Annotated in this window: 12 protein-coding genes; 4 read left to right on the top strand and 8 right to left on the bottom strand. The window is 73.1% G+C overall.

The genetic code is table 11. The features are described from left to right. Positions 1 to 39 precede the first annotated feature (39 nt). The 3 genes from NAEX_RS40640 to queF form a co-directional block, all read right to left on the bottom strand. Positions 40 to 360, bottom strand: a complete 321-nt coding sequence (locus NAEX_RS40640) for a hypothetical protein (RefSeq protein ID WP_143140629.1) — start codon at positions 358 to 360, stop codon at positions 40 to 42. Between the two features lie 751 nt (positions 361 to 1,111). Beyond that, positions 1,112 to 2,542: an OmpA family protein gene (locus NAEX_RS40635; protein WP_096332832.1), complete on the bottom strand. Its 1,431-nt coding sequence runs from the start codon at positions 2,540 to 2,542 to the stop codon at positions 1,112 to 1,114. Between the two features lie 43 nt (positions 2,543 to 2,585). Continuing rightward, positions 2,586 to 2,954 carry a preQ(1) synthase gene (queF, locus tag NAEX_RS40630; RefSeq protein ID WP_096333893.1) on the bottom strand — a complete coding sequence of 123 codons (369 nt, stop codon included), beginning with the start codon at positions 2,952 to 2,954 and terminating at the stop codon, positions 2,586 to 2,588. 92 nt (positions 2,955 to 3,046) lie between these two features. Here queF and NAEX_RS40625 point away from each other — a divergent pair, with 92 nt between their 5' ends. Beyond that, positions 3,047 to 3,745 (top strand): hypothetical protein, encoded by a 699-nt coding sequence (locus tag NAEX_RS40625; RefSeq protein ID WP_096332831.1) that lies wholly within the window; start codon positions 3,047 to 3,049, stop codon positions 3,743 to 3,745. Between the two features lie 285 nt (positions 3,746 to 4,030). On the opposite strand, the gene NAEX_RS40620 is transcribed toward NAEX_RS40625, so the two are convergent. The 4 genes from NAEX_RS40620 to NAEX_RS40605 form a co-directional block, all read right to left on the bottom strand. Then, positions 4,031 to 5,038, bottom strand: coding sequence for a hypothetical protein (locus NAEX_RS40620; RefSeq protein ID WP_096332830.1), 1,008 nt, complete (start codon positions 5,036 to 5,038; stop codon positions 4,031 to 4,033). 116 nt (positions 5,039 to 5,154) lie between these two features. After that, a complete protein-coding gene (locus tag NAEX_RS40615) occupies positions 5,155 to 6,141 on the bottom strand; it encodes a DUF429 domain-containing protein (RefSeq protein ID WP_096332829.1) in 987 nt (328 codons plus the stop codon). Next, entirely contained in the window at positions 6,138 to 6,785 is a 648-nt protein-coding gene (locus tag NAEX_RS40610; RefSeq protein ID WP_096332828.1) for a UPF0158 family protein, read from the bottom strand. The genes NAEX_RS40615 and NAEX_RS40610 overlap by 4 nt, the downstream gene beginning before the upstream one ends. 207 nt (positions 6,786 to 6,992) lie before the next feature. Then, positions 6,993 to 8,282, bottom strand: a complete 1,290-nt coding sequence (locus tag NAEX_RS40605) for a hypothetical protein (RefSeq protein ID WP_143140630.1) — start codon at positions 8,280 to 8,282, stop codon at positions 6,993 to 6,995. 734 nt (positions 8,283 to 9,016) lie between these two features. Here NAEX_RS40605 and prfA point away from each other — a divergent pair. From prfA to tyrS, 3 genes are read left to right on the top strand one after another with little or no spacing between them, the layout of a single operon-like run. Continuing rightward, a complete protein-coding gene (prfA, locus tag NAEX_RS40600; protein WP_211302557.1) occupies positions 9,017 to 10,096 on the top strand; it encodes a peptide chain release factor 1 in 1,080 nt (359 codons plus the stop codon). Continuing rightward, complete coding sequence (locus NAEX_RS40595) at positions 10,093 to 10,437, top strand: cell division protein ZapA (protein WP_096332826.1); 345 nt, start codon at positions 10,093 to 10,095, stop codon at positions 10,435 to 10,437. The genes prfA and NAEX_RS40595 overlap by 4 nt, the downstream gene beginning before the upstream one ends. Positions 10,438 to 10,444: 7 nt before the next feature. Further along, complete coding sequence (gene tyrS / locus NAEX_RS40590) at positions 10,445 to 11,719, top strand: tyrosine--tRNA ligase (RefSeq protein WP_096332825.1); 1,275 nt, start codon at positions 10,445 to 10,447, stop codon at positions 11,717 to 11,719. A gap of 181 nt (positions 11,720 to 11,900) precedes the next feature. On the opposite strand, the gene NAEX_RS40585 is transcribed toward tyrS, so the two are convergent. Then, positions 11,901 to 12,980: a ribonuclease H-like domain-containing protein gene (locus NAEX_RS40585; RefSeq protein WP_100793010.1), complete on the bottom strand. Its 1,080-nt coding sequence runs from the start codon at positions 12,978 to 12,980 to the stop codon at positions 11,901 to 11,903. Positions 12,981 to 13,044 lie beyond the last annotated feature (64 nt).

Below are 13,044 nucleotides of genomic sequence, written 5' to 3'. Positions count from 1 at the left end.
CGTCGGCGAGCCCGGCGCGAGCGCCCGGGGTCGCCGTCGCTAGCGAGCCCGGGCCGTCTTGGCCTTCGCCGCGCCGGCGGGGGTCTTGCGGGGGGTCGACGTCGAGGTCTTGCCGGCGCGACGGCGACGGGTCTCCCAGCCCTTCTTCGCCGCCTCGCTGCGCGACTTCGACGCGGGCGCGGCGGCCTGCTTGCCCGTGCGCGCGGTCGACTTGCTCGTCGCCCGGCTGGTCGCCGCCTTGCCCTTCACCGCGGGGCTCTTCGCCTTCGCCTTCGCCCCGGTCTTGGCCGGAGCCGCCTTGCGTACTTTCGCGCCGGCCCGCGCCGGCCCGCTCTGCTTCGTCCGAGTACTACGCGCCATGCTCTCACTCCTTCTGCGGCGCAAGTCTGGAACACGTTGGCCGGCCTGCAACCACTTCACCGATCACAGGCTGCGCGTAGGCACCTGCCGCGTGGCGCAGGTCCCAAAGGCCACCTCGGCGAAAACCGCTGAATTCACGGGGCAGCGTGCCTCTCTGCGGCATTTCTCGCTGCACCGGCCGCTCGCGATCGCGGCTCGCTCGACGCCACGACCTCGCGGCTGTCCTCGCATGTCGTGCTCCTGCGCTGCTCCCGGCCCGCCGCCCGGAGCCCGCGTCGGTGCGTCGCCGCGCGATCTGGCCCCGCGTCGATGCATCCGCACCGTCGCGTCGATGCATGTCGACCCGTACGACGACCGACCTGCCCCGCGCCGAGGCCACGACCGTGGCGGAGCGCTGCAGGCCCCATGCGATGCCCCACGCCGACCCATGCGAGCGGCCGGGCCCGCGTCCCGCAGCGGGTGACGGCCCGGCACGACATCAGGCCCGAACAACAGGGCACGCCAACGGCCGGTCATGCACGGGCGACGCGACGAGGCGCGCCCCCCCCCGACACATCGAGCCGACCGTGCTCAGGCAGTGCGACGAAGCACGAGGACCCGGGCCCGAGCAGCAGGCACGCCAGCGGCAGGCCACGCTCGGACGAGGCCCACATCCAGCCGCGCGTCCTCGGGTCGCCAGCGACGAAGAACCGCGGGACCCGGCGCCAGCGACAGCGAACCCGGCCCGCCGAGTCGAGCGGGCCCCCGGCGCTCACGCGGCGCGGACGCGGCGGCGGCGGAGCGTCAAGAGCCCCGCGAGCAGCAGGATGGTCGCGCCGGGCGTCGGGTCGGCGACCACGCTGCAGCCCTTCTTGCTCGCCCCCGGCTCGCCACCGACCTCCGGCGGGCCTTCGGCCGAGCCCAGGTACGGCTCGCCGCCCGAGCCGCCGCTGCTGCCGGACGTGCCCGAGCCGTCGTCGCTGCCGGACGACGTATCGCTCGAGCTGCTGCTGCCGCCGCCGCTGCCCTCGCTGGACGACGACCCGCCGTCGGTCTTCCCGTGGCGCTTGTTGTCCTCGTACTCCTTCCACTTCTCGGGGTACGGCGGCAGCTCGGCCGGGCGCGGGCGCGCGTTGGCGACCTTCTTCCACGCCCCCGGCGACGGGAACCACGGCCCGGTCGGCGGCTGGAAGCTGATGACATAGACCGCGCGGCGGTTCTTCTCCTCGTCGAACGAGTCGGGCGTCTGGACCTTGAGGCCCTTCTCGCCCATGCCCGTGTAGTAGATCTCCGACCACACGCCCTTCTCGTGGAAGCGCTCCGCGATCGCGCGCGCACGCCCCTCCGAGAGCTTCTGGTTGTCGCCCGGCTTGCCGACGGTGTCGGTGTAGCCGGCGATGAACAGCTTGGGCACGTAGCCGGCGCCCTCGAGCACGTTGCCGACCGCCTTCTTGGCGTTCTCGACCGCCGCCAGCTTGTGCATCGCCACCGCCGCGGCCTCGTCGATCTTCGGCGCCTGCTCGCCGCGGATGATCGCCTTGCCGCTGTCGAACACGACCTCGGTGTGCGGGATGTCGATCGCCATCGGCGCCAGGATGTGCTCGCCGAACTGGCCCTGCGCGCCCTCGAAGCGGACCTTGACCAGGAACACGTCGTCCGTCGTGTTCCAGCGGAGCTCGATGCGCTCGCCCGCCTTCCAGCCGCCGGTGCCCGCGTCGTTGTGGATCACGTCGCCGTCGGTGTTGTAGACCTTGAACTCGTAGCCGCTGACCTCGAAGCTGGTCGTGTACGCGACCTTGTGGTCGTAGAGGATGTCGGCCGCGGTCGCCATCGCCGTGACCTTGCCGGCCGCCCCGCCGCCGCCACCGCCGCCCCCCGAGGGCTTGCCGGCCCCGCGCGCGACCTCGAAGTTCGCGTTGGCCTCGCCGGCGGACGACACGATCGCCATCTCGTAGGCCGCGGTGTCGCCGTTCTGCGTCCAGACGATCTTGTACTCCTTGCCCGACTTGAGCGCCGGGATCTTCTTGCGGATCGTCTGGCGGTCGCCGGTGATCGTCACCTCCATCGCCTGCAGGTCCTCGTTGGCCCGCAGGATCACGTGGGCCTGACTCTTCTCGTCGGTGACGCGCGAGAACTCGTAGTTGAAGGGACCGTCGAGGAGGAGAGCGATCAGGGCGCCGGCGAGGGTCGAGAACATGGGCATGGCAGCGAGTCCGGGCGGACGTTATCACGCCCGCCCGCCGCTTTCAGCCCGGCAGCGGCGCGCCCACGTGACGGGCTCGCACGACCGTGTGGATCCCGCCGCGGACGAGGAAGTCGCCCTCGACCTCGAGCCACTCGGGGTCCAGGACGGCGACCAGATCGTCGAGGATCTGGTTGGTGACGGCCTCGTGAAACGCCCCGGTGTCCCGGAACGACCACAGGTACAGCTTGAGGCTCTTGAGCTCGACGCAGCGGGCGCGCGGGCGGTAGCGGATCCGGATCGTGGCGAAGTCCGGCTGGCCCGTCATCGGGCACAGGCAGGTGAATTCGGGGCAATCGAAGCGGACCTCGTAGTCGCGCCCCGGGCGCGGATTGGCGAACGTGGCGAGCTCTCGGGAGGGCACCGTGGACACGGCGCGCACGCTGCCATGGTCGGCCGGCCGCGGGCCAGATCTCGGGCCGTGAGCTTGAACCGCACCGCCGCGGCCGGCATCATCCGGGCCCCATGGGTGAGCATCCGCCCGGCGCCCGCCTCGCCCGCCTCGCCGCGCTCGCGCTGGCGGCCTCGTTCGCGTGCGAACCCGCGCCGAAGCCCGATTGCCCGGCCCCCTGCGAGCCCGGGAGCACCTGCGTCGAGGGCCAGTGCGTCGCCGACGCCCCGGTCGCGACCCCCGTCCCCGACGACGGCAAGAAGAAGAAAAAGCGGCGCAAGAAGAAGCGTGTGCGCCGGACCACGGCGGGCTCGACCGCGGCGGGCGGCGCTGCTCCGGCGCCCGCCGCCGATGACGAGATCGGCGAGGTCGAAGAGGCCGAGCCCGCTGCCGACAAGCTGCCCCCGTTCGTCCCCGTCGACGATCGCAAGATCCCCCAGTTCTCCAACGACAAGGCCCAGACCATCGATCTCGAGGCCGGCAGCGAGCGCCCGAGCGAGCGGGTCCTCGACCAGCACTTCGCCAAGATCACGCCGAAGATCACCGACTGCGTGATCACGGCCAGCCGCTACGGCGACGTCGGCAGCGGCCGCCTGGCGATCCAGCTGCGCCTTCAGCCCTCCGGCAAGGTCGAGAGCGTGTCGGTCAAGGCACCCGCGAGCCTGAACGTCTGGGGCATCGTCCCCTGCGCGCGCAAGGCCGTCTACGACCACCGCTTCCCCAGCTACGACGGCCCCAGCGTCGGCGTCGACTTCGCGGTCGACGTCGACTGAGCAGAGACCTGTCTTTTTTGACAGGGTCTTTTGAACAGGTCCTTCCGTACATGCGAAGCGCTCTGGCCGGGTGGCTGCGACCTGTCCCGGGAGCCATGTCCGTGGGAACAGTCGCCAGCCCTGCTCGACGCCGGCGGTCTCGCCCGCCCACGATACGGCCCCAGGTCGGCGATCGCGCGCGAGCTCGGCTGCTTCGGCGTCGTCGAGTCGACGACGCGTCCTCTGTCCTTCGAGCCAGATGGCGACGCCGCCGCCGACGCTCATGCCGGCACGAGCGTCGACCCGCTACAGCCCGTCGGCCTTGGGCTTGGCCGCCTTCACGGCCTTCTTCTTCACCACCTCGGTCTCGCCGCCGAGCCAGCGCTCCACGCCGGCGTCGAGCGAGCGGGCCGCCTCGAAGTAGCGCTCGGCGTCGGCCGTCTTGCCGGCCGCCTCCCGACACAGGCCCAGGCCGGCGAGGGCCCGCGCGCGCTCGGCCGCCGGACCGTTGCTGTTGGCGACCGCCGCGTACTCGGCCTCGGCGAGGTCACAGCGGCCCTTGTTGCGGGCCCGGTCGCCGCTCTCGAGCTGGTCGCGGACGGACTCCTTGTCGGCGTCGACGCGCTGCTCCTCCGGCACGGCGAGGCCGGGCAGCGGCTCCTCGTCGAGCTCCATCGCCTTCTTCTTCGCCGGCGCCCCGCCTCGCGCGGCCTTCATCGCCGGTGACGGCGGCTCCTGCTCGATCGCCCCCGGCACGCTCGCCGCGTCGGCGGCCGCCGACGTCGGCGCGACCTCGGCGGGTGCCTCGGCCTCACGCTCGTCTGGCGGCGGGGACATGTCCTTCAGGCCACCCGGCTCGGGCACCGGCCGCGGCTCGCGGGCCGCCTCGGGGGCCGCGGGCGCCGGCGAGGGCGCAGCTTCTTCGCGGATCGACGGCCCCGCCTCGTCGACCGGCCGCGCCACCCACAAGAGCAACGCCGCGGTGCCGGCCAGCGCCACGCCCGGCAGCAAGAACGAGCGCCGCAGCCGCTCCCACAAGCTCGGACCTTCGGCGGCCGCCGACGCCGGCGGAGGCGCCGCCCGTCGGGCCTCGGCGAGGATGCCGTCGAGCAGCCCGGGCGAGACGTCCTCCTCGGGCATCGCCTCGCGCGTCATCGCCAGGATCGCGGCGTACTCGTCGGCGCGCTGGCGCAGCGGCGCGGGCATCGCCTCCAGATCGCCCCGGCGCGCGGGATCCTCCATCCACTCGAGCGCGTCCTCCAAAAGATCGAGCTCGTCGGGGGTGAAGTCGCTGCCGTGGGCCGGGTCTCGCATGCGTCTGGGGTCCGAGGGCCTGTAGCCTGTCTACTGTGCACCTGGCGGCGCATCGCAGGCAAGCACGGGAAGCAACGGCCCGCACAAGCCCTCGGTCTGCGCCAAATCGTGCAGAATCACACGCGTCCGCCTCCAGGAGCCGGTGGGACCCAGATCCAGCCGTCTTCGAGCCAGCGATCCTCGAGCCCCGCGATCGCGGCGCGCAGGGGATCGGGCGTGACGGTCTCGCTGGCGGTCGCAGGCTGCGCCGGCTGGAGATCGAGCGGACCCTGCCAGCCCTGATGCGCCCACAAGAACGCCGTGAGCCCGGCGATGACCGCGTCGAAGACGTGCGGGCTGCGGACCACAACCTCGGGCCAGACGAAGTCGAACGCGAGCACCGGGTCGAGCGCCGTCAGCATCCGCTTGCGCAGCTCCCACGCCTGCTCGCTGTCGCTGCGCCGGTGCCGACGCTCGACCTCGGCCCCGAACAGCCGGGTCACCGTCGCCGGCGGGTGGACCTCGATCAAGTTCTCGTGCAGCCGCAGCAGCGGCGACAGCACGCGCCGCAGATAGGCGGCCCGCGCCGCCAGCGGCCCCATGCCCTGCCCCAGCGACTCGCGCGGCGACAGCCCCACGTGCGTCAGCAGGACGTCGACCGCCCGCTGCGTGTACGGGGTGACCGCCGGCTTGCCCGGGTCGGAGCGCCGCGCCGCGTGCAAGGCCGGCGCGTGCTTCCGCATCCACGCCACCACCGGCACCGTGCACGCCTGTACTCCGGGACAGGCCAGCGGACAGCGGATGCACGGCGGCAACGTCAGCGGCGCGTCGATCGCGACCACCGTGTCGTCCGCCGTCCAGCGCTGCAGGTACGCGACCAGCACCTCGTCGCGGAACAGCGGATCGCCCCCGCCCTCGCCGCCCTCCTCGCCGCTGCCGCGGTGGCCGTGGCGCAGCCGGGCCTCCGCCAGACGCACGCGCGGCGCGGCGCCCTCCGCCTCGACGCGCTCGAGCCGCGCGACCGCGGTCGTCTTGCCGCGGCCGCCGCCGAGAGCCACGCCGATGAAGCGGTTGAAGCGTCGCGCCGGAGATGTCTCGAGGGACAGCTCGATCGGGCGGATCACGTGGTGGGCTCGTGGTGGACCGAAGGCTGCTTGTCGAGCAGGTACTGCAGATAGGCGATCGCGGCCGGCAGCTCGATCGCGGGCAGGCGATCGATGAGATCGCGCGCGGTCCGGCGCAGCGTCTCCGACGGCCCCGGCGCGCGCTCGCTCGTCGGCTTCTCGAGCGGGATGTTCGGCTCCGGCGGATCCTCCGGCTTGCCCCACGGCGGATACGCGCCGAGCGCGATGTCCTGGTTGGCCAGCCAGCCGTCGATGTAGATGTGCAGCAGGTTCGCCCGGTACGAGAACCACCGGTCGCGCTCGACCGGGTACGACAGCAACACGTCCTTGAAGCGACGGAACGCGCCCTTACCGTCTATCGCCAGCGTCAGTCGCTCGCGCAGCGCGGGATCTTCCACCGAGGCGACGAAGCGCTCCATCCAGCGGTACTGCTCGCGCGACGACGCCGGGTCGAGGTGGATGAAGCGCCCGGTCGAGCGCGCGATCTGCTGCCGCTTCTCCTCGTCCTCGGGCCGGGTGTCGTTGATGGTCACCACCTGCCCGTTCTGCAGATCGAGGTAGGCGTGGTGGTCGGGGGCGTTGTGCTCGAAGGAGGTTTCGAGGGCCGACCAGTCGGGGATCGGCGCTTCCGGGGAAACTCGCATGGCTAAGTCGCTTCCGCTCTAGGGGGGTGATGGTTCGGTGCGCACAGCCGTGACCGGCCCGAAGTCCGCGGTGGTCAAGCGCAGACGTGCTTGCGGCCGCACGGCGAGGCGCGCCAGTCTGGGTCACCAGCGCGCCTCGGCCAGGATAGTCCGGCGCGCCCGGCCCCGGCAACCATGTCGCAGCGCCGCCCGTCGGCGACCCGCGGCCTACGAGGGCTCCGCGACCCCGGTCGGCGGCGGTCCGGCGAGCTCGAGCAGACGGTCGCGGAGGGTCTGCAGCTCGCCCGCCAGCCCCTCGTCCGCTCCGGCTCGCTGCGCCAGCGCTTCCACCGTGGCCGCGCAGGCGTGCAGCGCCCCCAGCCGCGCCTGCGCCGCCGCCAGCGACCGCTCCAGCTCTTCCACCGGCCGCGCCGTGACCCGCCGCAGCTCGCCCTGCAGCTGCTCGAGCTCCCAGCGGGCGCTCTGCAGCGCCGCCGCCGCCGCGTCGATCCGTCGCGGCCCCTCCTCGTCGGGCTCGCTGGCCTTCGCCGGCGCCGGCGCGCGACCCGCCAGCTGGTCCTCGAGCGCGTCGATCCGGCTTTGCGCCGCGTCGAGCTGCTCCACCAGCGACTGGCGGGCGATGCTCGCCAGCTCGATCTGCCGCCGCGCCTGCGCCAGCTGCCCGCGCAGCGACTCGCTCTCCTCGTCCCGGGCCCGCTCCGGCCGGGCCCGCTCGGGTCGCGCCGGCTCCGCTCGCGGCGGCTCCGCGGGCGCCGTCGGCGGCAGCTCGAGCAGCGTCACCCCGCGGGGCACGTCGCGCGCCCCCACCACGGCGATCAGGCACTCGAAGCCCGCGTCCTCGCCGAGGCTGTTGTCGAAGGCCAGCGGCACCGGTCCGCGCTCGTCGGCCTCCTCGTCCTCGACCTCGTCGCTGGTGACCTCGCCGCAGTCGACCACGCTGGCCGCGCGGGTCAGGGCGAGCGCGTAGATCCGCGCCCGCGGGAAGTGCTGCGTCACCAGCTCCTGGAACAGCCCCAGCTCGAGCCCCCCGGCGGCCTCGCCCGGGGCGCTCACCACCACCACGCGGCCGGCCTCGGCGCCCTCGGCCAGGGCGGTCAGCAGGCGGAACGCTCGCGTCTCGAGGCGATTCTCGAGCCGGCCGTGGGCCCGCGCCGCGAACCGCGACAGGCTGGCCGCGTCGACGAAGTGGCGGGCCAGGTCGACGATCGCCACCTGCCACGGCGCCTCTGCCAGCAGCTCTTCGAACGCGTCGAATTCTGCCACCCGCGGGCCGGTACGCCCGCGTCCGGTCCCTGGCCTCGCCTCGTGCGCGAGCAGCCACGCCTGATTCCCGCCGCCCGGGAGCAGCTCGGCGAGCAGCGCCGCGAACGGGGCGGGCAGCGTCTTTGCGCCGCGCAGCGCCGCCTCGAGCGCGGGGTCGGCGAGCACGCGGCTGCGGCCGGCCCACAGCTCGCGGAGAAAGCCGTAGCGGGCGGCCCAGCGGTCGGCGTGGAGCATGGCGCGCACACGGATAGCGCGCGCCCCGGCCGGGAGGCAAGGGCGCTCGTGGCCGGCGTGCCGGCCGGCGCCCGGGCCTCTCCTCGCGTCCGGGTCCGGCGCGTCGACCTCGCCCGCCCCGGACGACGGCTGCGTGGGCTTCGCCGGCCGAGGGTCACCGCGTCTTGCCGGGGCGCCGGTGCGTGGGCGATGCTGCCCCGGCCTCGCGCCAGGCCGGAACGACCGTGCGTGGGCTCGCCGCCAGCCGTGCCTTGCCGCCTCGCGCCGGCCGAGACGGACGGTCCGTGAGCTCGCCGCCGGCCGTGCGTGGCCGCCTCGCCTCGACCCACGCACCCGCCCGTGAGCTCGCCGCCGGCGTGCCTTCCACCTCGCCTCGGCCCACGCACCCGCCCGTGAGCTCGCCGCCGGCCGTGCCTTCTCGGCCCACGCGTCCGCCCGTGAGCTCGCCGCCGGCGTGCCTTTCCCCCTCGCCTCGACCCACGCACCCGCCCGTGAGCTCGCCGCCGGCGTGCCTTTCCCCCTCGCCTCGACCCACGCACCCGCCCGTGAGCTCGCCGCCGGCCGTGCCTTTCCGCCTCGCCTCGGCCGCCCCGACGCTTGAGGTGTGCTCCCCGCCGGCCGGGCTTTGCCGCCTCGCGCCGCGCGGGACGAGGCGCGCGTCGCCGCCGGGCGCTGGTCGCGGCGGCGTGGGCCTTGAGCGCCCCCGGCCCTGGTGCTAGCGTCGCGCGCTCGCCATGGACCCTGCCCTGCGCGCCAAGCTCGAGAGCATCGCCGAGCGTCACGAAGAGCTGGGCGTCATGCTCTGCGCCCCCGAAATCGCGCAGGACAAGACCCGCCTGCTGGCCCTCTCGCGCGAGCACGCCGAGATCGCCCCGATCGCCGCCGCCGTCGCCCGCTACCGCGACCTCGAGGCCCGCACCCGCGACGCCGAGGAGCTGCTCGCCGACCCTGACCTTCGGGACATGGCCGAAAGCGACCTGCGCGATCTCAAGCAGCAGCGGGCCGAGCTCGAGGGCGAGCTGCAGAAGCTGCTCCTGCCCAAGGATCCCAACGACAGCCGCGACGTCGTGCTCGAGATCCGGGCCGGCACCGGCGGCGAGGAGGCCGCGCTGTTCGCCGCCGACCTGTGGCGCATGTACACCCGCTTCGCCGAGCGGCAGCGCTGGACCGTCGAGCCGCTCAACATCAGCGAGGCCGGCGCGGGCGGCTTCCGCGAGATCTCGGCCATGATCCACGGCCGCGACGTCTACGCCCTCCTCAAGTTCGAGAGCGGCGTGCATCGGGTCCAGCGCGTCCCGGCCACCGAGGCGCAGGGCCGGATCCACACCTCCACCGCCACCGTCGCCATCATGCCCGAGGCCGAGGAGGTCGACGTCCAGATCAACCCCAAGGACCTCGAGATCCAGTTCATGCGCGCCTCCGGGGCCGGCGGTCAGAGCGTCAACACCACCGACTCGGCCGTGCGGATCACCCACATCCCGACCGGGCTCGCGGTCCACTGCATGCAGGAGAAGTCGCAGACGAAGAACCGCGAGCTGGCGATGAAGCTCCTGCGCGCGCGCCTGCTCGACCGCGAGATCCAGCGCGTCCAGGCCGAGCGGGCCGCCCACCGCCGCAGCCAGGTCGGCACCGGCGACCGCAGCGAAAAGATCCGCACCTACAACTTCCCCCAGGACCGCGTCAGCGACCACCGGATCGGCCTCACGCGGCACGCGATCGGCGACTTCATGGACGGCGACATCGACGACGTGATCGCCGCGCTGCGCGCCAGCGACGAGGCCGATCGGCTGGCCGAGGCCCAGGGTCAGCCATGAAGCGCTCGGTCCAGGTCGAGATCGCCGGGCAGACCCTCACGATCCGCAGCGACGAGGGCCCCGACTACGTCCAGCAATTGGCCGAGTTCGTCGACGGTCACCTGCAGCTGCTCAGCGGCAACAAGCGGGTCAACAGCGCCGCCAACGCCCAGCGGATCGCCCTCCTCGTCGCCATGCAGATCGCCGACGAGCTGTTCCGCGAGAAGGACCTGCACCAGCGGTTCCGCCGCAAGGTCCACGAGCGCCTGCTCGGCCTGCGGCTCGCCCTCGATCAGCACGAGCAACGGCTGGCGGCCGCCGAGGCCGCCGCCGACAACCTCGACGAACCACCGACCGCGTGAGTCCGCCATGAACGCCACCCCGCCGCAGCCGCCCCGCTCCGCCGCCCTCCAGCGCATGCTCGAGCGCGGCTACTTCGAACAGGCCAGCGACTTCGCCGCCATCGACGCCGCGCTGGACGGCGGCATGGTCACCTTCTACGTCGGCTACGACCCGACCGGCTCCTCGCTGCACGTCGGCCACCTGGTCCAGATCATGGGCATGCGCGCCCTCCAGCGCGCGGGGCACCGGCCGATCGTCATCGTCGGCGGCGGCACCGGCATGATCGGCGACCCCTCGGGCAAGATGGAGACGCGCAAGCTGCTGACGCGCGAGGACGTGGCCGCCAACGCCGCCGGGCTCAAGGCCCAGCTCGGCCGCTTCCTCCACTTCGACAGCGGCCGGCCCAACGACGCGATCATGCTCGACAACGCCGACTGGCTGCTCGAGCTCAAGTACATCGAGTTCCTGCGCGACGTCGGCCGCCACTTCACGGTCAACCGCATGATCGCGGTCAAGACCTACCGCGACCGCCTCGACGCCGAGATCCCGCTCAGCTTCCTCGAGTTCAACTACCAGCTGCTGCAGGCCTACGACTTCCTGCACCTGTTCCGCCACCACGGCTGCACCCTGCAGTTCGGCGGCTCGGACCAGTGGGGCAACATGGTCGCCGGCATCGAGCTGATCCGGCGCATGACCCCCGAGGGCCAGCCCAACGCCGCCTACTGCCTGACCCTGCCGCTGCTGCTGACCGCCGACAACCGCAAGATGGGCAAGACGGAGCGCGGCGCCGTCTGGCTCGACCCGGAGCGGCTGACCCCGTTCGAGTACTACCAGTTCTGGATCGGCTGCGACGACCGCGACGTCGCCCGCCTGCTCCGGACCTTCACCGACGTCCCGCTCGCCGAGATCGAGGCGCTCACCGCCGAAGGCGGCGCGGCCCTCAACGCCGCCAAGGCCCGCCTCGCCTACGAGGCCACCGCCCTGCTGCACGGCCTCGACCACGCGAAGCAGGCCAAGCAGGCCAGCGAGCAGGCGTTCGGCAGCAGCGACGACTGGAGCGCCGTGCCGCTCGTGACCGTCCCCGGCCCCGAGATCCGCCTCGTCGACCTCGTCACCCACCCCGACATCGAGGCCTTCAAGTCCAAGCGCGAGGCTCGCGAGCGGATCGGCGCCGGCGCCGTCAGGCTCAACGGCGAGCCGGTCAACGACCCGGCCCACCTCGTCACCGCCGACCAGCTCGGCGACCAGGGCCTGCGCCTGCAAGCGGGCAAGAAGTGCCGCTTCCGCGTGGTGTTCGGCTGAGCTGACCCGAGGGGCATGCCCGCAGGGGCATGCCCGATCCATCATGCCCGCGAGGACATGTCCTTTCGGACATGCCCCTTCGCCCGGCTCCGCCGCGCGGCGCTGTTCACGCCCGCTTTGAGCGCCCCGTCCGTGTCCTGTCCGATCGGACACACGACATGTCCTTCAGGACAGCTGCCGCTCACCAGTCTTCGCGGAAGCGCAGCACCGTGTCGCGCACGCGCTGGTACACGCTGGCGGTCGCGCGCACGTCGCCGCGGTTGTACGTGGCGATCGCGCCCAGCTCGCCGCGGGCGTAGGCCGGGGCGACGTCGGCCCCGCTCATCCCGTCCTTCGGGCTCTCGACCCCGAGCGCCCAGCAGACCGCGTCGAGCGAGGCCGGGCCGACCGAGCGGCCGGTCGCGACCATGCGGTAGAGGTCGAGGTGCGGCCGCACGCTGTAGGGGCTGCCGAGCAGGTCGACGCGCGCCGGCACCTGGTGGACCAGGCTGCGCCCGAGCAAGAACGGCACGTCGAAGTTGCGCCCGTTGTAGCTGACCACCACCTCGGCCTGCGCCGCCAGCAGCCAGAACGCCTGCAGCAGCTCGCGCTCGCTGACGAGCTGCAGCCACGGCGGCACCTCGCCGACCAGCCGCCGCGGATCGCCGCCGGGGGGCACGCCGAGCGCCCACACCTCGCTGTCGAGGTCCTCGCCGTCCATGAACGCCAGCGACACGATCTGCCCGAACAGCGGCGACAGGCTCATCACCAGCTCCGGCTCGCAGCCCTCGCGCGTCGCGTGGCGGCGGATCGCCTCGACCACGCTGGCCGGCATCGTCGCCGGGTCGTGGGCCGGCGCCGTCTCGAGGTCGAACACCAGCGTACGGCACAGCTTGCCGGCGACCCGCTCGAAGCCCTCGCCGAACACCCGCGCCGGCGCGTAGCCGTCGTCGTCGTCCTGGGCCCCGCGGAGCTTGCGGACGTTGAGCTGCAGCGCGCCCTGGTACTGCTCGACGCGGAACAGCAGCTTGACCGCCTGCCCGCGCCGCGCCGCCTTGACCGCCTCCATCGCCTCGGGCGCGTCGTCCCAGATCTTGGCGGCGATGGTCCGCCCGGCGTCGCTCACCACGAGGTCGAAGTACGGCCGACCCTGGCGCGTGCGGCCCTCCTGCACCTGCATGAGGCTCGCATAGGCCACGCACAGCCGGTTCGGGTCGGGCACCAACGTCGTCAGGTCGGCGAGGAGTTCGGGCCCCTGAGGCCGCGGGACGAGCTCGGACACGGGACTTTGCATGGACGAGTGCCGGGAGGATACTTGCGCGGAAGCGACCCGCCCAGCCGTCCGC

Origin of the sequence: Nannocystis exedens (genome assembly GCF_002343915.1) — a bacterium.
GTDB lineage: Bacteria > Myxococcota_A > Polyangia > Nannocystales > Nannocystaceae > Nannocystis > Nannocystis exedens.
The sequence above is the reverse complement of the archived record's forward strand: the minus strand, read 5'-3'. Positions and strand labels throughout refer to the sequence as shown.

Bases quoted from the DNA above. Each gene is read 5' to 3' on its own strand.
- NAEX_RS40640 (WP_143140629.1), bottom strand. From the start codon at position 360: ATGGCGCGTAGTACTCGGACGAAGCAGAGCGGGCCGGCGCGGGCCGGC.
- NAEX_RS40635 (WP_096332832.1), bottom strand. From the start codon at position 2,542: ATGCCCATGTTCTCGACCCTCGCCGGCGCCCTGATCGCTCTCCTCCTC.
- NAEX_RS40625 (WP_096332831.1), top strand. From the start codon at position 3,047: ATGGGTGAGCATCCGCCCGGCGCCCGCCTCGCCCGCCTCGCCGCGCTC.
- NAEX_RS40620 (WP_096332830.1), bottom strand. From the start codon at position 5,038: ATGCGAGACCCGGCCCACGGCAGCGACTTCACCCCCGACGAGCTCGAT.
- NAEX_RS40610 (WP_096332828.1), bottom strand. From the start codon at position 6,785: ATGCGAGTTTCCCCGGAAGCGCCGATCCCCGACTGGTCGGCCCTCGAA.
- NAEX_RS40605 (WP_143140630.1), bottom strand. From the start codon at position 8,282: ATGCTCCACGCCGACCGCTGGGCCGCCCGCTACGGCTTTCTCCGCGAG.
- prfA (WP_211302557.1), top strand. From the start codon at position 9,017: ATGGACCCTGCCCTGCGCGCCAAGCTCGAGAGCATCGCCGAGCGTCAC.
- NAEX_RS40595 (WP_096332826.1), top strand. From the start codon at position 10,093: ATGAAGCGCTCGGTCCAGGTCGAGATCGCCGGGCAGACCCTCACGATC.
- tyrS (WP_096332825.1), top strand. From the start codon at position 10,445: ATGAACGCCACCCCGCCGCAGCCGCCCCGCTCCGCCGCCCTCCAGCGC.